Raw genomic sequence first — 25,069 nt, forward strand, 5'->3', positions numbered from 1 at the left:
GCGCCACAGGGTTATTCCACAGTACGATGAACCAGGCTCAGACCAGCTTTTGCGCCAGCACCGCAATATGCTCCGGCCCAATCCCGCAGCAGCCGCCCAGATGGCTTGCCCCGCGCTTGCGCCAGTCAGCCGCCCACTGAAGGTACCCTGGTGGATCAAGGTCTTCGCGCAGCGGGTCCAACCCGTCGTTGGCCGTCGCCTCCTTCGGCTGCGGTGGGAACGCGTTGGCGTAGGCTCCAATGTGGATCTTCACCCCCAGACGCTCGAAGGTGTCCCGCGCGGCATCGATTGCTGCGCCGATCACTTCTGGTTGGCTGCAATTGAACAGCAGCGTTTCGACGCCGAGCTCGGCGGCCACTGCCGCCGCGTCCGCCACCGGCTCACCGGAACGCAGGCGCGGCACTTCATCGGTGTCTTCATCTTTCAGGGTGAATGACAGCCAGAACGGCTTGCCGTCCTTCGGCAGCCCGGCGTGGATCGCTCGCGCTTCAACCGTCGAGCTTTGGGTTTCGGCCAGCCACAGGTCAACATGAGGCGCCAGGCCTGTCACCAGCGGCGCCAGCAATTCATTGGCACGGCAAGCATCGAACAAATCGGGTCGATAGGAACCGAACAACGGTGGCAGCGACCCGGCAATCCGTACTGATTTGCCTGAGGCCTGTACCGCCCGCTGCGCCAGCTCCCCAGCCAGCGCCGCCAATGCCTGGCCCTCGACTGCAAAGCGCTCCTCTCCGATGTGAAACGGCACTACGGCGTAGCTGTTGCTGGTAATCACGTTGGCGCCGCTGGCGATGTAGGCCGCGTGTACCGCTTCGACCGCCTGGGGTGCTTCGCTCAAGGCCAACGCCGACCACTCGGGCTGTCGGAACGGGGCGCCCCGGCGTTGCAGTTCGCGGCCCATGCCGCCATCAAGGATGACTATCGTTGCTGCGCCCATATGCGATTCACTCATAAGCTTATGAAAAATACTCACTACCGGAGTCCTTCTTATAACTATTTAATACGCACCCATCGGTTAACCACAACTTATTTTTCAGCCAGGGATCTCTCGTGAAATTTCAACCGCTGCTGGCCCTCGGCCTGACTCTACTGGCCGTTTCGTCACAAGCGCTCGCAGGCGCCACGCTGGATCGCATCGAGCAAAAAAAAGAACTGGTCGGCGTGCTGATGGAAAGCTATCCGCCCTTCTCATTCCTCAACGATCAGAACCAGCTCGACGGTTTTGACGTGGATGTTGCCAAAGCGGTCGCTGAAAAACTGGGCGTGAAGCTGCGCCTGGAAACCCCCTCCTGGGACGTGATTGCCGCCGGGCGCTGGAGCGGGCGCTATGACATCTGTATCTGCTCCATGACGCCAAGCAAGGCCCGCGCCGAGGTGTTCGATTTCCCGGTCCAGTATTACGCCTCGCCAGCGGTGATCGTGGTCAACGCCAAGGACGACAGCATCCATGGCGCCAGTGACCTGAGCGGCAAGAAAGTCGGCCTCACCAGCGCCTCCAGCTACGAGAGTTACCTGAACAAGAACCTGGTGATCGAAGGCGCCGAAGACACCCGTTTGAGCTACCCCTTCGAGGACGTGCAGATCGCCCCGTACGACACCGACAACGTGGCCTTCCAGGATCTCGGCCTGGGTGCCGGGGTGCGGCTGGACGCGGTGCTGACCAACTTGGTGACTGCGCAGCCGCGCCTGACCGAAGACAAACGCTTCAAACTGGCGGGCGAGGCGCTCTATTCCGAGCCGAACTCGGTGGCCATCGAAAAAGGCGACGCCGAGTGGAACAGCAAGGTGCGTGAAGTGTTCGCCCAGTTGAAACAGGACGGCACCTTGAGCAAGCTTTCCCAAAAGTGGATCGGCGCCGACATCAGCCAATGACTTCCTTTCCATCCCCTTCTCGGCCACCGCAACCGGTGGCCGAGTCGCGCCTGAAAAAGATCTTCGGTTTTCGCACACGGTTGTACCTGACCTGGGCAGCCATGCTGGTGTTGTTCGCGAGTTTTTTCCTGAGCTTCGACCTGAAATTCTCCATCATCCTGGACAAGCTGCCGAATCTGCTGGGCGTGCACCTGGCACCCAACGGCTTTCTGCAGGGCGCGGCGCTGACGCTGTTTCTATGCCTGTGTTCGATCGTCGCTTCGTCCTTGCTGGGTTTCATCACCGCCCTGGCGCGGCTGTCCAGCAGCGCGGTAGCCTTCGGCATTGCCAGTTTCTACGCGTCGTTCTTTCGCGGCACACCGCTGCTGATCCAGATTCTGCTGATCTACCTGGGCCTGCCACAACTGGGGCTGGTGCCGGGCGCGATTGCCGCCGGGATCATCGCCCTGTCGCTGAACTACGGCGCCTACCTGAGCGAAATCTTCCGCGCCGGCATCCTTGGCGTCCCCCATGGCCAGCGCGAAGCCTCCCTTGCGCTGGGCATGGGTGAAACCGTGATCTTCTGGCGCGTCACCCTGCCCCAGGCCATGCGCACCATCATTCCACCGACCACCAACCAATTCATCTCCATGCTCAAGGACTCGTCCCTGATCTCGGTGATGGGCGTCTGGGAAGTGATGTTCCTGGCGCAATCCTATGGTCGTTCCAGCTACCGCTACATCGAAATGCTCACCACGGCGGCGATCATTTACTGGTTGATGTCCATCGCGTTGGAGCTGATCCAGGCGCGGATGGAGCGGCATTATGGGAAGGCTTATCTCAAGCGCAGCTGACAGGACAGTTCCGAGGATCTTGTAGGGCGACGCTTCAGGTCATGGAAGCCAACGCGACGATCTCTGGATCGCAACACGACCGGCCTACAGATTCCATCTGCTGTGGCTTGCCCAAGGCGCGGCGTTAGCTGGCAGCGTGACCGGGGGTGGAATTTTTAAAGTGCGGACTTCTTTCAAGAGAGGCCGCACTCGATGTCTATCCAACATTTACACCCACCCCAACACCTTGCCCTGGCAATCGCCTTGGCGCTCGGCTGCGCCGATGTTTCGATGGCTCAGCCATCAGCCGATATTCTCACAACCGCCGAGCAACAAGAGCACCTCAAGGCCTTCGCCGAAGCTAAGGATACCAAGCGGCAAAATGCCAACGCCTCCCGTAAAGGCGACGCGAAATGGACGGGCAAAAATGACTGGGTCATCATCAGCGCAAACGCAAAATTCCCCGGGATCATTGATGGTGGCGGCGGAAAAAACGTTCTGCGCCTGGACGCCGCCAAGCATCCGATATTGGCTGAAACCCGAAATTTCATGGCTTTGCAGGTTGCGCAAGGCGAATGGCAACACACCGGGAGCTTCGCAGGCTGGGGAGTGATCGAGCCAGACACCACGTTGCTCAATACTGGTCGAATCGACGGGCAGGTAGGGGTTCTCGGCACTCTGGATAACCAGGGCGTGATCGCCAATCGCGTGACTGTCGAGCCAGGTGCCAGCATGACGAACTCCGGCGTGGTCAATGGGCAGGTTCATGTACGCGAGAAGGCCAGCTTCAGCGGCAATGGCACTGTGGAGTTCTTGAGTATCGCGGGCCAGTTGGAAGTCGGCCCCGAAACAGGCGCACCCTCCGTAACTCAGGATTTCTCGTTGGCGGAGACTGCCGAGCTGATCTACGGGGTCAATGCAGATGGTGGTAGCTCCACGATCAACGTTGAAGGCACCGCGCTCCTCAACAACGCGACGCTGACCGTCGCCGGCGTGCCGGGCGAATACATTGAGGCGCGCGAGCACACGGTCATCCGCGCGGGGAAGATCGAAGGAACGTTCGGCACGGTCTCCAGCAATCTGGCCTTCATGACGGCGACGCTGAGCCCCACCGATACGCAAGTCAACCTGACTTACGCGCGCAACGATGTTCCCCTCAAGCAAGCAGCAACTACCGAAAACGGGCAAGAACTTGCGGCCCATATCGAAGCGCTGCAACCGGTCAAACCAGCAGCGCCCGCCCCCATCGACGTGCCTACCGTTGCACTGGCAGCTGGTGCCCGACCAGTGATCGAAGCCCCAGCAATCAAACCCGTCGAGCCACCCAAAATCACCAGCACCGCTCCCAAACCCACCGGCCAATTGCAAACCACCCAGCCAGTCGCAAAACCCAACGCCGCCATCAACGCCTTGCTCGGCAGCGATATGATGACCGCCGCCAGCGCCATCGACCAACTGAGTGGCTACAACACTGCGGATCTGGGCAACGCCACCTTGAGCAGCATCGCGCCGATCAGCAGCGGAATGCTTTCGGCCATGGGCCAGAAAAACCCCGGGAGCGTGCACGCTGACGGTCAAGTCTGGGTCCAGGCCATCGGGAACAGCGGCAGTATCGGCAAACAATTGGGCAGCTATGCCCTGAAACACTCGACAAAAGGTGTGATGCTGGGAACCGACTGGGCCATCAGCCCGGATTGGCGCCTGGGGATAATCGGCGGCAAGACGCAAACCCGGCTGGACGGCCAGCAGTTCGATGGTCGGCTCGACAGTTGGCACCTGGGCGCCTACGCCTTGCGCCAGGACGGGCCATGGGCGCTGCGCCTGGGCGCCGTTTACGGCAATCATGACGGCAGTACCAAGCGTCATGTGCTCTTCAACGGTTTCAGGGATCGCCTCAAAGGTCGCTACGATGCCAATACGCAGCAGGTCTTTGGCCAGCTCGGTTACAACCTGAACATCGGTCACTTCGATATCGAGCCTTATATCGACCTTGGTTACCAACGCTACCAACGCGATCGCTATTCGGAGAACGGTGGCGACGCGGCGTTGCAGTTCAACGGTCAGACCCAGGACTATTTCCACAGCAACCTGGGCCTGCACCTCGCCCGGTCATTCTCTCTTGACCAGGGCATGCGACTGACGCCGCGCTTGAGTCTCGGTTGGAAACATCTCTACGGCGAGACCCGAGGCGCTTCCCGCCAGGGCCTGGTCGGCGCAGGCAAGTCGTATACCGTCGAAGGCGTCGAACTGGACCGTGACAGCCTGCTCTTCGAAACAGGGCTGGACCTGGCCGTTTCGCCCAGGCATACCCTGGGGGTGAGTTATAAGGGTGAAACCGGTCAGGACAACCGTAACGGGGCGTTGATGGGCCAATGGCGAATGATGTTCTGACAGGCAAAAAAAAGGGGAGCACATGCCCCCCCGAGGTTAAACGGTTGTATCGAGGCTGTTAGCTCAGCCTTCGATCTCGATCAGGATCTCGCCCGGATTGACCCGGTCGCCCTTGGCGACATGAATGGCGGTGACCTTGCCGGCGATAGCCGCCTGCACTTCGGTTTCCATCTTCATGGCTTCGGTAATAAGCACCGCTTGGCCGGCCTTCACCACATCGCCCTCCTTGACCAGCACATCGACGATGTTGCCCGGCATGGTGGTGCTGACATGGCCCGGCGCAGTGGCTTGTTTGCGCTTGCTGCTGCCGCCGCCGACAAACTCATTGAGCGGTTCGAACACGACCTCTTCGGGCATGCCATCGATGGACAGGTAGAAGTGACGCTTGCCTTCAGCCTTGACGCCCACGCCGGTGATGTCGACGCGGTAGGTTTCGCCGTGAACATCGATGACGAACTCGGTCGGCACGCCTTCACCACCCGCCGAGCTCACACTGCCCGCCTCAGGGATTGGCAACAGCACTTCCGGGGTCAGGGTGCCGGCTTCGCGTTCTTCGAGGAACTTGCGCCCGATGTCCGGGAACATGGCGTAAGTCAGTACGTCTTCTTCGGATTTGGCCAGTGCGCCGATTTCGCCACGCAGCTTGGTCATTTCCGGCTTGAGCAGGTCGGCCGGACGCACATCGATCACGTCTTCGCTGCCGATGGCCTGACGGCGCAGCTTCTCATTCACCGAACCCGGAGCCTTGCCGTAGCCGCCCTGCAAATAGAGCTTCACTTCGTTGGTGATGGTCTTGTAGCGCTCACCGGCCAGTACGTTGAAGAACGCCTGAGTGCCGACGATCTGCGAGGTCGGGGTCACCAGCGGCGGGAAGCCAAGGTCTTCGCGCACCCGTGGAATCTCTGCCAGCACCTCGTTCATGCGATTCAACGCGCCCTGCTCTTTGAGCTGGTTGGCCAGGTTGGAAATCATCCCGCCCGGCACCTGATTGACCTGGACGCGGGTGTCCACCGCCGTGAACTCGCTTTCGAACTGGTGGTATTTTTTGCGCACCGCATAGAAATACAGGCCGATTTCCTGCAGCAATTCCAGGTTCAGGCCAGTGTCGAACTCGCTGCCCTTAAGGGCCGCAACCATCGACTCGGTGCCCGGATGGCTGGTGCCCCAGGCGAAGCTGGAGATCGCGGTGTCGATGTGATCGGCGCCGTTTTCGATCGCCTTGAGCTGGCACATCGCGGCCAGGCCAGCGGTGTCATGGGAATGGATGAACACCGGCAACGACTGCTCGGTCTTCAATGCCTTCACCAGCTCGCCAGTGGCGTACGGGGTCAGCAAACCGGCCATGTCCTTGATCGCCACCGAGTCGCAACCCATGGCTTCCATTTGCTTGGCCTGGGCTACGAAAGCCTCAATGGTGTGCACCGGGCTGGTGGTGTAGGCGATGGTGCCTTGGGCGTGCTTGCCTGCGGCTTTCACCGCCTCGATGGCGACCCGCAGGTTACGCACGTCGTTCATCGCATCGAAAATACGGAACACATCGATGCCGTTGACCGCAGCCTTGGCCACGAACGCCTTGACCACGTCATCGCTGTAATGGCGATAGCCCAGCAGGTTCTGACCACGCAGCAGCATTTGCAGGCGAGTGTTGGGCAGCGCCGCACGCAGTTGGCGCAAGCGCTCCCACGGGTCTTCCTTCAGGAAGCGCACGCAGGCGTCGAATGTTGCGCCGCCCCAGACTTCCAGCGACCAATAGCCGACTTTGTCGAGCTTGTCGCAGATCGGCAGCATGTCTTCGGTGCGCATGCGAGTGGCGAGCAGCGATTGGTGAGCGTCGCGCAGGATCGTATCGGTTACGTGAATCTTCTTGGACATTGTTATTTTCCTTACAGGCCTGCGTGGGCGGCAATGGCGGCGGCGATGGCCAGGGCCAGCTCTTCGGGTTTGCGCTTGATCGAGTAGTTGGTCAGCTCAGGATGGCTTTCAACGAAGCTGGTATTGAACTGGCCACTACGGAATTCCGGGTTGCGCAGGATTTCCTGGTAATACGCCGCGGTGGTCTTGACCCCTTGCAGACGCATGTCGTCCAGGGCCCGCAGGCCACGGTCCATTGCTTCTTCCCAGGTCAGCGCCCAGACCACCAGCTTCAGGCACATCGAATCGTAGAAGGGCGGAATGGTGTAGCCGGTATAGATCGCTGTGTCGGTGCGCACGCCCGGGCCGCCGGGGGCGTAGTAGCGGGTGATCTTGCCGAAACTGGGCAGGAAGTTGTTTTTAGGGTCTTCGGCGTTGATCCGAAACTGCAGCGCGAAGCCACGGTGATGAATGTCTTCCTGCTTGACCGACAACGGAAGGCCGGAGGCGATGCGGATCTGTTCACGAACAATGTCGATGCCGGTGATTTCTTCGGTGATGGTGTGTTCCACCTGCACCCGGGTGTTCATCTCCATGAAGTACACCTCGCCCTCGGCGAGCAGGAACTCCACGGTGCCGGCGTTCTCGTAGCCCACAGCCTTGGCGGCGCGCACCGACAGGTCACCAATGTAGGCGCGCTGCTCAGGCGTCAGTTGCGGGCTGGGGGCAATCTCGATCAGCTTCTGGTTGCGACGCTGGATCGAGCAATCACGCTCGAACAGATGCACCACGTTGCCAAAACTGTCACCCAGGATCTGCGCTTCGATGTGCTTGGGATTGACGATGCATTTTTCCAGGAACACTTCCGCCGAACCAAAGGCCTTGGTGGCTTCGGAAATGACCCGCGGGAAAGCCTGTTCGAGCTCTTCGCGGCTGTTGCAACGACGGATACCCCGACCGCCACCACCGGACGTAGCCTTGAGCATCACCGGGTAACCAATGCGGTCGCCTTCGGTCAGGGCCTCTTCGATGCCCGATACGTTGCCTTCGGTGCCCGGCGTGACCGGTACGCCGGCCTTGATCATGCTGCGACGCGCTTCGGTCTTGTCGCCCATGCGGCGAATGACTTCAGCCGACGGACCGATGAATTTGATCCCGCGCTCGGCGCAGATGTCCGCCAGCTCGGCGTTTTCCGAGAGAAAGCCATAACCGGGATGCAACGCATCGCAACCGGTTTCCACAGCCAGGTTCACCAGTTTGCGCGGGTTGAGATAGCCGGCCAGCGGATCGGCGCCGATGCTGTGGGCCTCGTCCGCACGCTTGACATGCAACGCATGACGGTCAGCGTCGGAATAGACCGCGACCGAGCGAATGCCCATCTCGGCGCAAGCGCGCACGATGCGGACGGCAATCTCACCACGGTTGGCGATCAGGATCTTTGTTATCAATTGGAGGTTCCCTTGAGCCGGTGGTACCACGACCTGGAGCTTCAGGTCGACGCGTGACCAGATGTAACAATCGGTCGCAGCACCACACTAGTCCTGGCTGTTGATTAACAAAAATGAATATTTATTGGGTCGTGCATAAGCAAAGACTTATAGTTGACTCATCCGCCCCGCCCGAGAGCCTATAGAAAATGCGTAAGTCATTGATGCGTATGACATTACGTCAACTGCAGATTTTCAATGAGGTGTGCGACCTGAGGTCCTACAGCCGCGCAGCCGACGAAATGTCTCTCACACAACCGGCCGTTAGCCTACAGATTCGATCACTTGAGGAGCTGATTGGCCAGCCGCTGTTTGAGTACGTTGGCAAAAAACTCTACATGACCGAAGCCGCCGAAGCCCTTCAACGCGCCAGCCGGGACATCTTCGGGCGCCTGGAAAACCTCGACATGCAGTTGTCGGACATGCAGGGCTCGCTGCAAGGCCAATTGAAGCTGGCGGTGGAATCCAGCGCCAAGTACTTCGTGCCGCACCTGTTCGCCGCCTTCAAGCGCCAGCACCCGGAGGTCAACCTGAACCTCACGGTGGTCAACCGCGGCCAAGTGATCCGAAGGCTCTCGGACAACCGCGACGATCTGGTGATCATGTCCATGGTGCCTCAGGACATGGGCCTGGAATTCCTGCCATTTCTCAATAACCCGATCGTCGCTGTGGCGCCGCCCGACCATCCGCTGTGCCACATGGGCCCGTTGCGCTTGCAAGACCTTGAGCCGTATACGCTGCTGCTGCGCGAGCCAGGGTCAGGCACGCGGCTGGCCTGCGAGGAGTATTTCAAGGAGAAACGGGTGCACTTCACCCAGACGCTGGAAGTGGCGTCGGCGGAGGCCCAACGCGAATGCGTTCTCGCAGGGCTGGGCGTGGCGCTGTTGACGCGCCACGCCGTAAGCCGGGAGATGGTGTCCGGCGCTCTCATCGAGTTGCCGGTGGAGGAGCTGCCGCTGTACCGCAGTTGGTGCCTGGTACAAGCCAGGGCGAAACGCTTGTCACCGGTGGCTCACGCCTTCCTGGCGTTCGTTCGCGGCGAGCGTGCTCAGATCATTGGCCTGGTTGAGCGTTTCGACGGGAAGCCGCCGATGTTGCCTGCCAATAGTTGAATTCTGCTGCGTCCGGAAACTCGCTGATTTCGGCCAGCAGCTGGCGCTGCTCACAGCGGTCTTCGATGGCTCGACGGAACGCCATGCGGCGCTGGTCTTCCTGCTGACGACGGGTTTTGACGGCGCTGCGTTCTTCGTAGGACTGGGTCATGTCGAGACTCCCAAGACGTATACGGGAGCTTTACGATGAAGGCGCGCGATGACGGTTTGGCGGCGCGAGCGTTACAGAACGATGAATTCGCAGATCCCCTCGCCACAGATGCCCCAACTTCAAGACCAGCGGTCAATCGTCCAGCGCTTTCACCGACTTGGGTGACAACCGCAAGCTGCGCAGGCTGCGTTTCACGCTCTTGAGGTGATTGACCAAACTTGGGCCGCGCGCCATGGCGACGCCCATCGCCAGCACATCGATCACCACCAGATGGGCGATGCGCGAGGTCAACGGCGTGTAGATCTCCGTGTCTTCATGCACGTCGATGGCCAAGTTCACCGTGGACAGCTCGGCCAATGGGGTCTGGCTCGGGCACAAGGTGATCAACGAGGCGCCGCTTTCGCGCACCAGGTTGGCGGTGATCAGCAGATCCTTGGAACGGCCCGACTGGGAAATGCAGATCGCCACGTCGGTGGGCTTCAGCGTGACCGCCGACATCGCCTGCATGTGCGGGTCGGAATAAGCCGCGGCCGTCAGCAGCAACCGGAAGAACTTGTGCTGGGCATCGGCCGCCACCGCGCCCGAAGCACCGAAACCATAAAACTCGACACGCTGGGCCTGGGACATGGCCGTGACGGCTTTTTGCAACGCCACCGGATCAAGCTTCTCGCGAACCTCCATCAGCGTATGCAGGGTCGTGTCGAAGATTTTCAGGCTGTAGTCGGCGACCGAATCGTCTTCATGGATCGCAAACTGGCCGAAGCTCGCACCCGCGGCGAGGCTTTGCGCCAGCTTGAGTTTCAGGTCCTGGAAACCCGAACAACCGATGGCTCGGCAGAAACGCACAATGGTCGGTTCGCTGATGCCGACGCTGTGGGCAAGATCGGCCATGGAGCTGTGCATCACGGCCGCAGGATCAAGCAATACGTGATCGGCGACTTTCAGCTCCGACTTGCGCAGCAGATGGCGTGACTGGGCGATGTGTTGCAACAGGTTCAAGGGATTGGACTCTTGTTATTGGCAGAAGCCGGGATGTAGCAAGCTTGTAGTTATACTACAAGAATCGGCTTTTTGCCCGCCCAATCCGTAACTCAATCTCCCGGTTTCATGCCGCATGCACGCCATGTAGCAACGGCGGGCTAGCAATCATCCCGATTAGCCCATAACAGCGCGGCCAACCCTTGTGCTTCAACCGGTCGGCTGATGAGATAGCCCTGAACCTCATCACATTGTTCAGCTTTCAGAAACTCGAGCTGCTCTGGCCGCTCGACGCCTTCGGCCACCACTTTGAGCGACAACCCATGGGCCATTGCAATGATTGCCCGGGTAATGGCCGCGTCTTCGCTACCCTCCGTCAGCCCACGAATGAACGCCTGATCGATTTTCACGTAATCCACAGGGATGCGTTTGAGATAACTCAGAGACGAATAGCCGGTACCAAAGTCATCGATCGCCAGCTTGACCCCGAGGTCGCGCAATTGCTGGAACGTCGCGATGATGTGCTCAACGCTGTCGAGCAACTGGCTTTCAGTCAGTTCCAGTTCCAGGTATTGCGGCGCCAGACCGGTTTCCTCCAGCACTTGCCGAACCAGGCTGACCAGCTTGCCTTGGCGCAACTGATGCACCGACAGGTTGACCGACACCCTGATCGGCGCCAGCCCCTCACGCTGCCATTGGCACGCCTGCCAACAGGCCTGGCGCAACACGAACTCGCCGATCGGCCCGATCAGCCCGGTCTCTTCGGCCAGGCTGATGAAGTCTCCCGGCGGAACTCGGCCCATGACCGGATGATCCCAACGCACCAACGCCTCGGCGGCGTTAAGGCGGCCGGTCGCCAGGCACAATTTGGGTTGATAGAAAACCTTCAACTGCTGCTCTTCAAGGGCCTTGCGCAGTTGATTCTCCAGTTGCAGGCGCTCCAGCGTGCTGGCCTGGAGGCTGTCGGTATAGAACTGGAAATTGTTGCCGCCCAGATGCTTGGCATGTTGCATGGCCATGTTCGCCTGACTGACCAGCGTGGAAATCTCCCTCGCATTGTCGGGCAACATGCTGATGCCGATCGAGGCGCTGACCACCAGTTCGTGGCCCTCGATGGTGAGCGGCAGGCGCAGCTTGGCGGACAGGCGGGTCGCCACCCGCGCCAGGCTGGAAAGGTTGCCGTAGGCGTCGAACAGCACCCCGAACTCATCGCCAGACAAGCGGGCGATGGTGTCCGCTTCGGGCAACGCATTGATCAGGCGGCGGGCCATCTTCTGCAACAGTTGGTCAGCAACATCATGGCCGAGGCTATCGTTGAGGAGCTTGAAACGGTCCAGGTCGATATGCAGCAGTGCCAGGCTGCGTCGTCCGCCCTGACGCACCCGCTGGTGGGCTTCGTGCAGGCGCTCACGGAATAACGAGCGGTTCGCCAGCCCGGTGAGTTCGTCGTAATGGGTCAGGTAGCGCATTCGCTCTTCGGACTCGCGCCGGGCCGAAAGATCGGCGAAGAAGCCCACGATATGGCTCACATTTCCCCGCGCATCGCGCACCACGTTCAGTTGCAGCCACTGGGGATACAACTCGCCATTGGCCCGGGCCTCCACCAGTTCACCTTGCCAGGTGCCGTGCTGCTTGAGCGCCTGGCGGATGATCGGGTAGTGCCGGCGGGCATCACGACTGCACGGCAGATCGACGACATTGCGTCCCAGCATGTCATCGATATTAAAACCGGTGACCCGCGTGAACGCCTGGTTGGCGGCCAGCAGTGCGTAATGCGGGTCAAAAATCACAATGCCTTCGCTGGCGGCCTCGAAAACCGTGGCCGCCAATTGGCGCTGTTGCTCAAGTTCTTTACGGGTGCTGATGTCTCGCCGGGTGCCGACCATGCGCAACACGCGGCCACTCGGGCTGCGCTCCACAGCCCGACCGCGGTCTTCGATCCAGACCCAATGGCCATCGCCGTGACGTACGCGGTATTCGATCTGGTAGTCCTCGCTGCGGCCTTTGAGGTGCTCAACGAGGGCGCGTTTGAGGGCCGGCACGTCTTGAGGATGCAGACGCGGGGTCAGGTGACTGAGCATCGCTGTGATGTACTCAGGCTCCAGGCCGAACAGTTCCTTGAGCTGGGTGTGATGGACTTCGTCGGTTTGCAGGTTCCAGTCCCATAGCCCCAACTCACTGGCCTTGAGCGCCAGGTCAAGACGGGCTTCGCTCTTGCTCAGGGCCTGGCTGGTCGCCTCCAACTCGAGGCTGCGCTGTACCACGCGCGCCTCCAGTCCTACCTGGGCCGACCGCAGTTTTTCCTCGGCGCTGCGGCGTTGTTCGACTTCCCGGCCGAGTGCCTCGTTGAGCTGCGCGCTACGCGCTTGCGCCTGCTGCAAATGCTCGATCAGCGCCTGATTCTGGAACCTTCGCAGCATGCCACTTTGTATCAACCGGTTGACCTGCCAGGCCACTACGCTGAGCGAGACGAGTACGACCAGTCCGAGCCAGCCCCATCCGCGCTGCTGCTCATCGCCGCCCCAGAAGAGATAACCGATGGCCGGCAACAGGCACGGTAAGGTAAAGGACAAAAACGCCGGAAGGCTCACAGCATAGGCAACGCTGGCTGACAAGGTGGCCGCGCCAATCAGGCCGAATACCCAGGCCTGTTGCTGAAAGCTGTCTGCCGGTACCAGTGCAATACCTGCTCCGGCCAATGTCAGCCCGGTCATCGCCGAGCCGAGCAAAAACATTCGCAACCATATCGGGTGCGCCTGGCGGCTGGGTATCGCCGAATCGAAGGCCGCCACCTGAATGACCCGTAGCGCAACCAGCGAGAGCAACCAGACCAGCCAGACGCTGACCTGAAAATGACGCGAAGGCCCCCACAACAACGCGGCGCAAACCAGGCCGTTGACCAGCATGAACAGCGTGGGCAGCAGCGAACCCTGATACAACAGCCTTGTGCGTTCGACCGCCATTTCCGTGGCGTACTGCTTGCAGATGATCCGTGGCTCCACACAGGGGCCCGCCAGATCGGAATTTAGGGTCATAGGCACTGTTCTTGTTCTTATTCAGCGGAGCATGGAGAACCCGAAACATGCAGCGAGCATACACAAGGCAACGGCCATCCCACACTGCCCAAGCTCATAAAAATGCTGAAAAAGTCGCTATTTCATTGGGTCGCGAGCCCTTCAAGCGAGCCCGGCCAATGCCTGTGGCCCATGACCGACCGGTCATCACCGACCGGTCTTTTATCGGCTGGGGCAAAGCTCGGTTTGCCCGGGCTGCCGCCGCACCCTAGAATGCCCCGATGCGCGATGATCTCTCCCTTCTGCTGAACTCCCTCAACGATGCCCAACGCCAGGCCGTAGCGGCCTCCGTGGGTCGTCAGTTAGTCCTGGCCGGTGCCGGCTCCGGTAAAACCCGGGTGCTGGTGCACCGTATCGCCTGGTTGATCCAGGTCGAGAACGCCTCGCCCCATTCGATCCTGTCGGTGACGTTCACCAACAAGGCCGCTGCCGAGATGCGCCATCGCATCGAGCAACTGATGGGCATCAACCCGGCCGGCATGTGGGTCGGCACCTTCCACGGCCTGGCGCACCGCTTGTTGCGGGCGCATTGGCAGGAAGCCGGCCTGAGCCAGACTTTCCAGATTCTCGACAGCGACGACCAGCAGCGGCTGGTCAAGCGGGTGATCCGTGAGCTGGGCCTGGATGAACAGCGCTGGCCGGCCCGTCAGGCCCAGTGGTTCATCAACGGCCAGAAAGACGAAGGCCTGCGTCCGCAACACATCCAGGCCAGCGGCGATCTGTTCCTGGCGACCATGCGCAGCATCTATGAAGCCTACGAGGCGGCGTGTCAGCGGGCTGGCGTGATCGACTTCTCCGAGCTGCTGCTGCGCGCACTGGACCTGTGGCGCGATCACCCAGGCCTGCTGGCGCACTATCAGAAGCGCTTCCGGCATGTGCTGGTGGACGAGTTCCAGGACACCAACGCCGTGCAATACGCCTGGTTGCGCCTGCTGGCCAAGGGCGGCGACAGCCTGATGGTGGTGGGCGATGACGACCAGTCGATCTACGGCTGGCGCGGCGCCAAAATCGAGAATATTCATCAATATTCGGCGGACTTCCCCGACGCCCAAGTGATCCGCCTGGAACAGAACTACCGCTCCACCGCCGGCATTCTCAAGGCCGCCAACGCCCTGATCGCCAACAATACCGGGCGCCTGGGCAAAGAACTGTGGACCGACGGCGGCGAAGGCGAAGCGATCAACCTCTATGCCGCCTTCAACGAACACGATGAAGCCCGCTACGTGGTGGAAACCATCGAAAGCGCGCTGAAAACCGGCCTGGCCCGCAGCGACATCGCCATCCTGTATCGCTCCAACGCCCAGTCCCGGGTGTTGGAGGAAGCCCTGTTGCGCGAACGTATCCCGTACCGCATCTATGGCGGCCAGCGCTTCTTCGAGCGCGCCGAAATCAAGAACGCCATGGCCTACCTGCGCCTGCTCGAAGGACGCGGCAACGACGCGGCCCTGGAGCGGGTGATCAACGTCCCGACCCGGGGCATTGGCGAGAAAACCGTCGAAGCGATTCGCGACCACGCGCGCCACAGCCATGTGTCGATGTGGGAAGCCATGCGCCAGTTGGTCACCAACAAGGGCATGACCGGCCGCGCCGCCGGTGCGCTGAAGGCGTTCATGGACCTGATCGACGACCTGGCCACCAAGTGCACGGACATGCCGCTGCATTTGATGACTCAGACCGTTATCGAGCAGTCCGGCCTTATCGCCTACCACGAGGCGGAAAAGGGCGAGAAAGGCCAGGCCCGGGTGGAAAACCTCGAGGAACTGGTCAGCGCCGCACGCAACTTCGAGAACACCGAGGAAGACGAAGAGCTTTCGCCACTGTCGGCCTTTCTGGGCCACGCCTCTCTGGAGGCCGGCGACACCCAGGCCGACGAGCATGAAGACAGCATCCAGTTGATGACCCTGCACAGTGCCAAGGGTCTGGAATTCCCCTACGTGTTCCTGGTGGGAATGGAAGAAGGCCTGTTCCCGCACAAGATGAGCCTGGAAGAGCCGGGACGCTTGGAAGAGGAACGACGCCTGGCCTACGTTGGCATCACCCGCGCCATGCAGAACCTGGTGTTGACGTACGCCGAGACCCGACGCCTGTACGGCAGCGAAACCTACAACAAGGTGTCGCGCTTCGTCCGTGAAGTGCCCAAAGGCCTGATTCAGGAGGTGCGGCTGTCCAACAGCGTCAGCCGTCCGTTCGGCGGCGGCCAGCAGCAAAGCACCAGCAGTCTTTTTGGCGGCAGCGACATCCCGGAAACCGGCTTCAGTCTCGGCCAGACCGTGCGACATTCGGTGTTCGGCGATGGCGTGATCCTCAACTTCGAAGGCGCCGGCGCCCAGGCCCGGGTTCAGGTGAACTTCAGCGAAGGCAGCAAGTGGCTGATGCTGGGGTATGCCAAGCTGGAAGCGATCTAGGCGTTCTGAAAGCTTTTTATGTGGGAGCGAGCCTGCTCGCGATAGCAGTGGATCAGGCAACATTGACAGTGACTGACCCACCGCGATCGCGAGCAGGCTCGCTCCCACAGGTCGGATTGCTCACGCCTGCTGCCTTTCCGATAGAACTTGTCCCCCTTTCCTACAGCCAAAAGCCAACAAGCCCTCTTGCGCGGCTGAAGCTGAACCTAACCTGTCACGCAAAAGCCCGAAACACTCTGCCGCTAGCCAGCAACAGTTCACCTGTGCAACATGGCGCGCGTGCTATCCACAAATGGGAATGCCCTTATATGAAACGTTTTCTTAGCATCGCCATGGCGTTGTGCATCGGCCTGACGATGGCCATCGACGCCAATGCCGCCAAGCGCTTTGGCGGTGGTAAAAGTTCGGGCGCTGCCCCGACCCACCAGACCAGCCAGATGGCGCCGTCCTCTGCGGCCGGCTCTACCGCGGCTACTGCGGGCGCGGCCGGTGCGGCTGGCGCCGCCACCAAAGCCAGCGGTGCTTCGCGCTGGCTCGGCCCCCTGGCCGGCATCGCCGCCGGTGGCCTGCTCGCCTCCATGTTCATGGGCGACGGCTTCCAGGGCATGCAGATCTTCGACATCCTGATCATGGCGGTCATCGCCTTCCTGGTCTTCCGCTTCATTGCCGCCCGTCGTCGCAAGCAGCAGGAGCAACTGGCTCCGGCCGGTCATGCGCCGATGCAACGTGAGGTGTTCAACCAGCAACCGGCCAGTGGTTCGATCTTCGGCGGTTCGGCAGCACCCGTTGCTGCTCGTCCGGTGATCAACGCGCCAGCCTGGTTCAACGAAGAGCGCTTCATCGAAGCTGCGCGCAACCATTTCATGTCCCTGCAGCAACACTGGGATGCGAACGAAATGGACAAGATCTCTGAGTTCGTGACTCCGCAACTGCTGGAATTCCTCAAGCGCGAGCGGGCCGAACTGGGCGATGGCTTCCAGTCGACCTACATCGACAATCTGCAAGTACAGCTGGACGGTGTCGATGATCGCGCCGACAAGACCATCGCCACCCTGACCTTCAGCGGTGTGTCGAAGGACTCGCGCTTTGACAAGGGCGAAGCGTTCAGCGAAAGCTGGAACATGGAACGTCCCCAGGGCGATGACCAGCCTTGGCTGGTGGCCGGTATCCGCCAGAACAGTTGAACCTCTGCGCGTTTTGCATGTTGAAATAAAAGAACCCCGGCTCAGGCCGGGGTTTTCTATTTCGCGGTTGCATCTATAGCGAGCTACTGTATAAACCGCTCCATATAAACCGCGCCATCGAGAAAGAGGATCCCGGACGTGGAAGAAATCATCGAACAATTGCGTGAAGCCAACGAACCCGTGCCGGTTCCACTGGAGTTACCTGACGAAGACTTGCTGGTGGAGATCGAAGAGCAGCTGTTCATCGATATTCCGTTCGTATTCAGAGAGTTTTTGCTGACGGTCAGCGATGTTGTCTACGGCAGCCTGGAACCCGTGACCGTCACCGATCCGCAGTCCCACACCTATCTGCCAGATGTGGCCGCCAATGCCTGGGATGCCGGTGTCGACCGTAGCCTGATCCCGATCTGCCAGGACGGCGACGACTACTACTGCGTCGAAGAAGACGGGACCGTGGTGTTGTGGCAGGCCGAAGAAGAGCTGATTGCCGAAGAAACCTGGGAATCGGTCTGGCACTGGGCCCGGGACGTCTGGCTGGAAAGCTGATCCGCCGCACGTCCGCCGCCGGTCAATGCCCGGACGATTCCTTGTGATTGTCCAGGGTCTCCAGCAAGGCCACCTGCATCCGCGTATGCAGGCGGACGAACCAGCGCCAGAGCAATGCCGCCACGACCGTGGCCACCACCGCGATCAGTACCAGCAACTTGTTGGTCGGCAGAATACTGGCCGACAAGGCTGCCAAGAGCAGGAAAATCATCAGCAGCGAGAGGATCGGGATCACTTCTGCGATCACTCGACGCACGCGCTGGGTGTGACGGCCGGCCATCTCCGGCTTCACGCCCATTTCCGCCAGCAGCATCGACAACGCCTTGAGCTTGCGATACGCGGCAATCAAAAACGGCAGCGACAACAACAACGCCCCGCCCCAGATCAGTGCTTTGTGCCAACTCGGGTCGCTGATCCAGGCTTGCAGGTAGGCCGACATCTGTTCGGCAAAGTAGCCACCGGCGATAAAAATCGCGATGACCAGCGCCAGATTGATGCCCACCTGCAGCAAAATCCGCCGGATCATGGCGGCCACCAGCGCCCCCTCCCCTTGGGGTTGAATGCTGCGAAGCCACTCGCCATACATTCCCAGTACCCTCGACAGCCGTTGTGGCATAACGGCAGCCAGCCTGACCGATAAAGGGTCGGCGGCCCGGATCAGGTACGGGGTCAGCAGAGTGGTCAGTACCGAAACCGCGACCGCTACCGGATAAAGGAAATCGCTGGTGACCTGCAAGGTCATCCCCAGCGATGCGATGATGAAGGAAAATTCGCCGATCTGCGAAAGGCCCATCCCGACTCGCAGCGAGGTCCTCCCGTCGTTGCCGGCAATAAAAGCACCGAGGCCGCAAGAGAGCATCTTGCCCAGCACCACCGCGGCGGTAATCACGGCAATCGGCCAAGCGTATTGGAGCAATATGACCGGATCGAGCATCAGGCCGATGGCGACGAAGAAGATTGCGCTGAACAAGTCGCGTACCGGCTCCACCAACCGTTCGATTTTCAGCAACTGCCGCGACTCGGCCATGATCGCGCCGATCAGAAACGCTCCCAGCACCATGCTGTATTCCAGCTTTACCACCAGCAGGCAAAAGCCGAAACACAGGCCCAGCACGGTGATCAGCAACATCTCGTCGCTGTCGAACTTCGCCACGTAAGCCAGCAGCCTGGGCACCAGCAATATGCCGATCACCAGGGCGACAATCATGAATAACGACAATTTGCCGACCGTGGAGAACACTTCGCCGGAGCTGACCGTCCCGCTGACAGCGATGCTCGACAGCAAGGCGATAATGCCGATGCCCAGGATGTCTTCGACGATCAGGACCCCGAAGATCAGTTGCGCAAAGCGCTCGTTCTTCATCTTCAGATCATTGAGAGCCTTGACGATGATGGTGGTCGAGGAGATGGCCAGGATCGCCCCGAGGAACAACGAGTCCATGGTGTTCCAGTCGAACCAGCGCCCGATTTCGTAGCCGATCCAGATCATCAACACAATTTCGAGAAACGCCGCGATGAACGCCGTGGCGCCCACCTTGAACAACTTGCGCAGGCTGAACTCCAGGCCCAGATAAAACATGAGGAAGATGACCCCCAACTCGGCCAGGGTCTTGATCGTCTCTTCGTCATGGATAAAACCGAAAGGCGGCGTATGCGGGCCGATGATGAAGCCTGCAACGATGTAACCCAGCACCACGGGTTGTTTGAAACGATGAAAGAGTACCGTGACCAGCCCCGCTGCCATCATGATGATCGCCAGGTCTTGAATAAAACTGATGGCATGCATGGTGGGGCTCCCTGTTCAAATGACTCATCACAGAGCTGGACGAGTCCGTTTCCTTTGTAGGAAATACCCTCGCAAGGGGCTTTTGAAGGGTACCACCGCGACTTCCGACAAAAAGACAGTGCAATATATGGAAACAGATCCACCGGAGCGTGACGGCTGCCACAGGCGCAGCGTCCCGATACTGGTAGTTTGAAAACCTTCCAGCACCCGCAGAGGTGCACTCCCGAAATTGCTGCCTTGAACCGTGAGTACGTTATGGAACCCGGAAACGCCCAGCTGTCGATGACGGTGCTGATGACCCCCGATATGGCCAACTTCTCTGGCAATGTGCATGGCGGCACCCTGCTCAAGTACCTCGACGAAGTCGCCTACGCCTGCGCCAGCCGCTACGCCGGGCGCTATGTAGTGACGCTGTCGGTTGACCAGGTGATTTTCCGCGAGCCGATTCATGTCGGCGAGCTGGTGACGTTTCTGGCGTCGGTGAACTACACCGGTAACACGTCAATGGAAGTGGGCATCAAAGTCGTGACCGAAAACATTCGTGAACGCTCGGTGCGCCACACCAACAGCTGCTTCTTCACCATGGTTGCGGTGGACGACCAGCGCAAACCCGCCGCCGTCCCGCCATTGCAACCGCAGAACAGCGAAGAAAAACGCCGTTACGAACAAGCCCAGCAGCGTCGGCAAATTCGCCAGGAGCTGGAGAGGCGCTATCAGGAAATCAAAGCCGACGGCCCTTAACAGATCCGCCCGGCTCGCGCCCACAGGGATTCGCGTTGATCAGAGGCTGATCGGTACAGCTTCGAACCTTACCCTCGGATGGGTGATCCGGTCCTGGGCGCGTACCAGTTCCAACTCGTAACTGGCACACGCCTGGGTTTCCAGCAGTACTTCATGTACGGCTGCGGCAGTGAATTCGAGCGCCGCCACCAGGCTGTCTCCCAGCACCACTCGCGCCAGGAACAGCCCCGAGGTCAGGTCTCCCACCCCCACCGGCTGACGAGGGAATGCGAGTAATGGACGACGCAGGTGCCAGCTACTGTCGGCGGTTACCAACAACATTTCGAAGCTGTCCTCCGGCTTGCCCGGATAGGCCAGGTGTTTGACGAGTATCGCTTTGGGTCCGCGGGTCAGGAGCGCGCGAGCCATGGCCAGGCAGTCCAGCAGCGACTGCGCCTTGCGTCCCGAAAAACTGTCCAGCTCCAGCTGGTTCGGGCACATGATGTCCGCCACACCAGCCGCTTCCTCCAGGAGAAAATCGCTCACCTCGGGCGCCACGATGCAACCCTTCTCCGGATGCCCCATGACCGGATCACACAAATAAATTGCCTTGGGATTGCACGCCTTGATTCGCGCCACGCCCGCCAGAATCGCCTGCCCTTGGGCGGCGCTGCCCAGGTAACCGGACAACACCGCGTCACAATTGCCCAGCTCGCCGATTGCGGCGATCCCCTCTACCAATGCCGGTATCTGCTCAGAGGCAAGCACGTCGCCGGTCCACTGTCCGTACTGAGTGTGATTGGAAAATTGTACGGTGTTGAGCGGCCACACGTTCACCCCCACCCGTTGCATCGGAAAGACTGAAGCGCTGTTACCGGCGTGACCGAAGACCACGTGGGACTGGATGGCAAGCAGATGAGGGGTACGTTTCATGCGGGATGTTTCCGTAAAACGAATGAAATTCAAGCCGCGCAGTATGCGACTAAACGCAACCTGTACGACAGACCGGGGACACAGTTAAGCTGACAGCAACTTGTAGGAGCACTTCGTTCATGCTGACCCTTGGAAATATTTTCGTGCTGATGCTGTTGGCTACCGCCGGCGCCTGGCTGTGGCACAACCATGGTTTGCGCGAACGAGCGTTGGCGAGGGTCATGCAACATTGCGCCAACCTCAAGATCGAGCTGCTGGACGGCAACGTGGCGCTGAAAAAGATTGGGTTAGTCAAAGACGCCAGCGGACGCCGGCGCCTGGCCCGTATCTATAACTTCGAATTCACCGTCACGGGTGAATCGCGCCATTCGGGCACCATTACCCAGTTCGGGGCCCACAGCGCGCAAATCGAGCTGGCGCCTTACCCAATGCCGTTCGAAGAGTCAGCGCCGACACCGATCGAACCGGTCCAGACCAGGCCCAGGGCCGAAGTCATCGAGTTGAGTCAGTGGCGCCAGGAACACAACAAGTGGAAGCCTTGAAGCAAGGCTGACTCACGGGCACCGACAGTTAGCCAGGCCGGCTTGCAGCGCTGCCACGTCTTGAGGCTCATCAAAAATCAATTCGATTCGTGAGTCCTGGCGCCACTCGCTGGCCTGCCACCGCAGCGTCGCGCCCTCCAGCGCATTGGCTGAAACCCAGCCATCGGCGCTGTGGATAACCATCTTCGCCCGCTTCCAGCCCCAGCCTTGCAGCCAGCGCATCAACGTCGCCGTATCCAGTCGCTGACTCGGATGCCAGCGCCAGCCAATACTCCAGCCGCCTTCCTGTTGCTGATACAGGCAGATGGGCGATGTCGGGTCGGTCCAGACGGCCGGCATCTGTCCCACCTCCCTGGGTAGACTCACGTTAGCCACAATCCCGCTTCCGCGTGCCGCAAGACCTGGCAGCCGATCGATCGGCAAGGCTGCCTGTCGGGTCCAGTACAGGGCAATCTCCGGCAGTTGCGCGGTGATGCCCAGGCGTTCGGTTTCGCTCAAGTGCTCGGATTTGTTCAGCACCACCAACCCTGCATCGGCCAGAGTTTGCCGCTGCGCGTCGGGCAACGGCGTGCCATCCGCCATCGCTCGGGCATCGAGCACCAACACGCAAGGCTGAACCGCCAGCACGCCGAGCCATGGCGTTTCGTTCAGTTGCCGCATCAACTGCGCCGGATGGCCCAGGCCGGAGGGCTCGATAAACAGTCGATCCGGGCGCGCCTTGCGCAGTAAACGAGCGAGGCCGATCTGAAATGGCGCGCCGTTGACGCAACACAAACAGCCCCCGGCCACTTCGCCCAGTGCGATACCATCGGCAGTCTGGGTCAACAACGCCGCGTCCAGGCCGATTTGACCAAACTCGTTGATCAGCACCGCCCAGCGCTCATTCGCCGGGCGCTGCGCCAGCAATTGCTTGATCAGGCTGGTCTTGCCAGCACCCAAAGGGCCTGCGATGACGTGGGTGGGAATGTTCTGCAACATAATCGGCGGCTTTCGAGGGAGGTGAACATGCGGTTGATCGGCTGTTTTTTACTGGCGCTGACGTCGAACCAGGCGCTGGCCCAGGCTTGTGTCGTGCATAGCCAGGCAGAACGGCTCGATGTAAAAGTCTGCCAGCAGAACCGCAATATTCCGCAGAAACTGTTCGCCGACGGCTTCTGCCAGCCAAACCTTGCCGGACAAAAAGTCGAGGTACAGTACGTCGATCAATGCCCTGGCGGCGCGTTTGGCATCTGCAGCAATGCCCAGGTCGCCAATATGCCCTACCGCCAGGATATTCACTATTACGGCGTAGCCAGCGATGCGGCCTATCTGCAGCCGTTCTGTGAAGGACAAAGTCAGGGCAACTGGCTCAAACCTTAAGCGAGCCAGTCCAGAGTCAGGATCAGTCGACGCTCCCCCGGCGCCAGCTGCGGCGAGCGATGGATCAGGCCCATGCCCTCATTACCATGCCACTTCTCGCCTTTGAGCAGCGCCACATCGCCACAGGCAAACTGCTGAACCGCATGCGAGTCACCCGGTTCAGCGTCAGGTTGCCCCAGACATCGACGATCCATCACACCTTCCTTTAGCCACTGGCTGCCCACGCCAGCGTACGTGGCTATCAGCCGTACCGGCACATGGTCGACGTGAAAACGCGGGCACATGGCCTTGTCCAGCGTTCGCAGGCGCAGGCCGACACGTTTGGCGCCCAGCAGGCAGGCAAACGCACTGACCAGCCAGGAGACATCGGTGATGAAGCCTTCATAGCCATGCAGATCGCCAAAGCCTGCGGCGAGACCGTCCAGTGCCGGTTGCGCGTCCTCGTGCGGCAGGTCGAGCACCCGCGATTCGGCCAGAGGCTGATCCATGGAAAGCACCATTGCCGCAAAATCACTGATGTGCGCCGGCAGTTGACGTTGCCAGACCGCCAGGTTGGTATCGTCGTCCAGAATTTGCGTCAGGATCCGCGGGGTATCGCCCTGAACCTGGCGTACCGGCACTTCCCGCTTCGGATTGGGCGCCAGCATCACGCTGCCGCCTCGTCATGCCAAGGGCCGAACGGATCCGGCAGCAAACGCCAACTGTCGACACCCTGGGCCATTTCCGCGTCACTGAGCAGGCAAGCGTCCAGCTCGGCGGTCAGTTGCGTGAAGTCGATATTCTGGCCGATGAATACCAGCTCCTGCCGGCAATCACCGGTGGCGGGAAGCCAGTTTTTCAGGATGGCTGCGCTGCTTTCCTCATCTTGCGGCCATTGGCTTTTCGGCACGAACCGCCACCAGCGCCCAGCGAATCCATGTCGCATCAAGCCGCCGGCCTGGGACCAACTGCCCGCTTCCTCATGTTTGCTGGCCAGCCAGAAGAAGCCCTTGGAGCGCAGGAGCTTGCCATTGGTCCACGGACGGTCGATAAAACTGAAAAAACGCTGGGGATGAAACGGCCGGCGCGCCCGGTAAGCTGCCGAAGCGATGCCGTATTCTTCGGTTTCGGGCACGTGCTCACCGCGCAGCTCCTGCAGCCAGCCCGGTGCTTGAGCCGCGCGCTCGAAGTCGAAAAGGCCTGTGTCGAGGATCTTTTCCAGCGGTACTTGGCCCATGACCATGGGAATGATCTGCGCCTGGGCGTTGAGCCGTTCCAGAATCGCGATCAACTCCTCCCGTTCGTGACGGCCAATCAGGTCGATTTTGCTGATCAGAATCACATCGGCGAACTCGATCTGTTCAATCAACAGATCAGTAATGGAACGCTCATCCTCCTCCCCCAGGGTTTCGCCGCGTGAAGCGAGGCTTTCGGCCGCCTGGAAATCCAGCAGGAAATTGACCCCATCGACCACTGTCACCATCGTGTCCAGCCGTGCCACATCGGCCAGGCTGCGGCCTTGTTCATCACGAAAAGTGAAGGTTTCCGCCACCGGCAAGGGTTCGGAAATCCCCGTGGACTCGATCAGCAGATAGTCGAAACGGCCTTCCCTGGCGAGCTGGCCGACTTCTTCCAGCAGGTCTTCACGCAACGTGCAGCAAATGCAGCCGTTCCTCATCTCCACCAGTTTCTCTTCAGACCGGCTTAGGGTGACATCTCGCTGGACTTCGCTGCCATCGATGTTGATCTCGCTCATATCGTTGACGATCACCGCGACGCGCAGGTTGTCGCGATTGCGCAGGACGTAATTGAGCAGTGTGCTTTTACCGGCGCCGAGAAATCCGGACAGCACGGTTACAGGGAGACGATTGGGCACCAGGTATATCC

Annotated in this window: 22 protein-coding genes; 10 read left to right on the forward strand and 12 right to left on the reverse strand. The window is 60.3% G+C overall.

Features of this window, described 5'->3' with window-relative positions; genetic code table 11:
• Nucleotides 1-37 precede the first annotated feature (37 nt).
• Nucleotides 38-937, reverse strand: a complete 900-nt coding sequence (locus PSEUDOMOFG3G_RS22400; RefSeq protein WP_139048670.1) for a homocysteine S-methyltransferase family protein — start codon at nt 935-937, stop codon at nt 38-40.
• A 113-nt stretch (nt 938-1,050) separates the two neighbouring features.
• Between PSEUDOMOFG3G_RS22400 and PSEUDOMOFG3G_RS22405 the strand changes: the two genes are divergently transcribed.
• Both PSEUDOMOFG3G_RS22405 and PSEUDOMOFG3G_RS22410 read left to right on the forward strand, forming a co-directional pair.
• Complete coding sequence (locus PSEUDOMOFG3G_RS22405; RefSeq protein WP_076383200.1) at nt 1,051-1,872, forward strand: ABC transporter substrate-binding protein; 822 nt, start codon at nt 1,051-1,053, stop codon at nt 1,870-1,872.
• Nucleotides 1,869-2,705: an amino acid ABC transporter permease gene (locus PSEUDOMOFG3G_RS22410; protein WP_047226702.1), complete on the forward strand. Its 837-nt coding sequence runs from the start codon at nt 1,869-1,871 to the stop codon at nt 2,703-2,705. The genes PSEUDOMOFG3G_RS22405 and PSEUDOMOFG3G_RS22410 overlap by 4 nt, the downstream gene beginning before the upstream one ends.
• A 282-nt stretch (nt 2,706-2,987) precedes the next feature.
• Here the strand turns inward: PSEUDOMOFG3G_RS22410 and PSEUDOMOFG3G_RS28170 are convergent, their stop codons facing one another.
• Nucleotides 2,988-3,452: a hypothetical protein gene (locus PSEUDOMOFG3G_RS28170; RefSeq protein WP_257220618.1), complete on the reverse strand. Its 465-nt coding sequence runs from the start codon at nt 3,450-3,452 to the stop codon at nt 2,988-2,990.
• Here PSEUDOMOFG3G_RS28170 and PSEUDOMOFG3G_RS22415 point away from each other — a divergent pair.
• The gene (locus PSEUDOMOFG3G_RS22415) at nt 3,417-5,075 is read left to right on the forward strand and encodes an autotransporter domain-containing protein (RefSeq protein WP_257220619.1); all 1,659 of its coding nucleotides are present in this window, start codon (nt 3,417-3,419) and stop codon (nt 5,073-5,075) included. The two genes, PSEUDOMOFG3G_RS28170 and PSEUDOMOFG3G_RS22415, sit on opposite strands and share 36 nt — an antisense overlap.
• A gap of 63 nt (nt 5,076-5,138) precedes the next feature.
• Here PSEUDOMOFG3G_RS22415 and oadA read toward each other — a convergent pair whose 3' ends face one another.
• Together oadA and PSEUDOMOFG3G_RS22425 are read right to left on the reverse strand one after the other, a co-directional pair.
• Complete coding sequence (gene oadA, locus PSEUDOMOFG3G_RS22420) at nt 5,139-6,947, reverse strand: sodium-extruding oxaloacetate decarboxylase subunit alpha (RefSeq protein ID WP_047226700.1); 1,809 nt, start codon at nt 6,945-6,947, stop codon at nt 5,139-5,141.
• An 11-nt stretch (nt 6,948-6,958) separates the two neighbouring features.
• Complete coding sequence (locus tag PSEUDOMOFG3G_RS22425; RefSeq protein ID WP_047226699.1) at nt 6,959-8,374, reverse strand: acetyl-CoA carboxylase biotin carboxylase subunit; 1,416 nt, start codon at nt 8,372-8,374, stop codon at nt 6,959-6,961.
• A 188-nt stretch (nt 8,375-8,562) separates the two neighbouring features.
• Here PSEUDOMOFG3G_RS22425 and PSEUDOMOFG3G_RS22430 point away from each other — a divergent pair, with 188 nt between their 5' ends.
• Nucleotides 8,563-9,525 (forward strand): LysR family transcriptional regulator, encoded by a 963-nt coding sequence (locus tag PSEUDOMOFG3G_RS22430; protein WP_047226698.1) that lies wholly within the window; start codon nt 8,563-8,565, stop codon nt 9,523-9,525.
• Here the strand turns inward: PSEUDOMOFG3G_RS22430 and PSEUDOMOFG3G_RS22435 are convergent.
• The 3 genes from PSEUDOMOFG3G_RS22435 to PSEUDOMOFG3G_RS22445 form a co-directional block, all read right to left on the reverse strand.
• A complete protein-coding gene (locus PSEUDOMOFG3G_RS22435) occupies nt 9,467-9,676 on the reverse strand; it encodes a PA3496 family putative envelope integrity protein (protein WP_047226697.1) in 210 nt (69 codons plus the stop codon). The genes PSEUDOMOFG3G_RS22430 and PSEUDOMOFG3G_RS22435 overlap by 59 nt on opposite strands.
• A 132-nt stretch (nt 9,677-9,808) precedes the next feature.
• Nucleotides 9,809-10,675, reverse strand: a complete 867-nt coding sequence (gene hexR, locus PSEUDOMOFG3G_RS22440) for a transcriptional regulator HexR (RefSeq protein ID WP_003187110.1) — start codon at nt 10,673-10,675, stop codon at nt 9,809-9,811.
• Nucleotides 10,676-10,815: 140 nt separating this feature from the next.
• A complete protein-coding gene (locus tag PSEUDOMOFG3G_RS22445) occupies nt 10,816-13,689 on the reverse strand; it encodes a bifunctional diguanylate cyclase/phosphodiesterase (RefSeq protein ID WP_076383197.1) in 2,874 nt (957 codons plus the stop codon).
• A 260-nt stretch (nt 13,690-13,949) separates the two neighbouring features.
• Here PSEUDOMOFG3G_RS22445 and uvrD point away from each other — a divergent pair, with 260 nt between their 5' ends.
• The 3 genes from uvrD to PSEUDOMOFG3G_RS22460 all read left to right on the forward strand — a co-directional run bounded on the left by uvrD (nt 13,950) and on the right by PSEUDOMOFG3G_RS22460 (nt 17,863).
• Complete coding sequence (uvrD, locus tag PSEUDOMOFG3G_RS22450; RefSeq protein WP_047226695.1) at nt 13,950-16,133, forward strand: DNA helicase II; 2,184 nt, start codon at nt 13,950-13,952, stop codon at nt 16,131-16,133.
• A 308-nt stretch (nt 16,134-16,441) separates the two neighbouring features.
• Entirely contained in the window at nt 16,442-17,317 is an 876-nt protein-coding gene (locus PSEUDOMOFG3G_RS22455; RefSeq protein ID WP_139048672.1) for a Tim44 domain-containing protein, read from the forward strand.
• 138 nt (nt 17,318-17,455) lie between these two features.
• Nucleotides 17,456-17,863 (forward strand): SMI1/KNR4 family protein, encoded by a 408-nt coding sequence (locus PSEUDOMOFG3G_RS22460; protein WP_003187120.1) that lies wholly within the window; start codon nt 17,456-17,458, stop codon nt 17,861-17,863.
• Between the two features lie 22 nt (nt 17,864-17,885).
• Here the strand turns inward: PSEUDOMOFG3G_RS22460 and PSEUDOMOFG3G_RS22465 are convergent, their stop codons facing one another.
• Nucleotides 17,886-19,649, reverse strand: a complete 1,764-nt coding sequence (locus PSEUDOMOFG3G_RS22465) for a cation:proton antiporter (protein ID WP_139048673.1) — start codon at nt 19,647-19,649, stop codon at nt 17,886-17,888.
• A 255-nt stretch (nt 19,650-19,904) separates the two neighbouring features.
• Here PSEUDOMOFG3G_RS22465 and PSEUDOMOFG3G_RS22470 point away from each other — a divergent pair, with 255 nt between their 5' ends.
• Nucleotides 19,905-20,390: an acyl-CoA thioesterase gene (locus PSEUDOMOFG3G_RS22470; RefSeq protein WP_047226692.1), complete on the forward strand. Its 486-nt coding sequence runs from the start codon at nt 19,905-19,907 to the stop codon at nt 20,388-20,390.
• 39 nt (nt 20,391-20,429) lie between these two features.
• Here the strand turns inward: PSEUDOMOFG3G_RS22470 and pdxY are convergent, their stop codons facing one another.
• Complete coding sequence (gene pdxY, locus PSEUDOMOFG3G_RS22475; protein ID WP_139048674.1) at nt 20,430-21,302, reverse strand: pyridoxal kinase PdxY; 873 nt, start codon at nt 21,300-21,302, stop codon at nt 20,430-20,432.
• 119 nt (nt 21,303-21,421) lie between these two features.
• Between pdxY and PSEUDOMOFG3G_RS22480 the strand changes: the two genes are divergently transcribed.
• Nucleotides 21,422-21,844, forward strand: a complete 423-nt coding sequence (locus PSEUDOMOFG3G_RS22480; RefSeq protein ID WP_139048675.1) for a DUF3301 domain-containing protein — start codon at nt 21,422-21,424, stop codon at nt 21,842-21,844.
• A gap of 12 nt (nt 21,845-21,856) precedes the next feature.
• On the opposite strand, the gene PSEUDOMOFG3G_RS22485 is transcribed toward PSEUDOMOFG3G_RS22480, so the two are convergent.
• Nucleotides 21,857-22,822 (reverse strand): GTP-binding protein, encoded by a 966-nt coding sequence (locus PSEUDOMOFG3G_RS22485; protein ID WP_139048676.1) that lies wholly within the window; start codon nt 22,820-22,822, stop codon nt 21,857-21,859.
• A gap of 27 nt (nt 22,823-22,849) precedes the next feature.
• Here PSEUDOMOFG3G_RS22485 and PSEUDOMOFG3G_RS22490 point away from each other — a divergent pair, with 27 nt between their 5' ends.
• On the forward strand, nt 22,850-23,203 hold the full coding sequence (locus tag PSEUDOMOFG3G_RS22490) for a hypothetical protein (protein WP_047226688.1): 354 nt from the start codon (nt 22,850-22,852) through the stop codon (nt 23,201-23,203).
• Here the strand turns inward: PSEUDOMOFG3G_RS22490 and PSEUDOMOFG3G_RS22495 are convergent.
• Both PSEUDOMOFG3G_RS22495 and zigA read right to left on the reverse strand, forming a co-directional pair.
• Entirely contained in the window at nt 23,200-23,850 is a 651-nt protein-coding gene (locus tag PSEUDOMOFG3G_RS22495) for a DUF1826 domain-containing protein (protein ID WP_139048677.1), read from the reverse strand. The genes PSEUDOMOFG3G_RS22490 and PSEUDOMOFG3G_RS22495 overlap by 4 nt on opposite strands.
• A complete protein-coding gene (gene zigA, locus PSEUDOMOFG3G_RS22500) occupies nt 23,850-25,058 on the reverse strand; it encodes a zinc metallochaperone GTPase ZigA (protein ID WP_139048678.1) in 1,209 nt (402 codons plus the stop codon). Before zigA ends, PSEUDOMOFG3G_RS22495 begins: the two co-directional genes overlap by 1 nt.
• Nucleotides 25,059-25,069: the final 11 nt, after the last annotated feature.

Origin of the sequence: Pseudomonas sp. FG-3G (assembly GCF_901007645.1) — a bacterium.
Taxonomy (GTDB): Bacteria; Pseudomonadota; Gammaproteobacteria; order Pseudomonadales; family Pseudomonadaceae; genus Aquipseudomonas; species Aquipseudomonas rhizophila.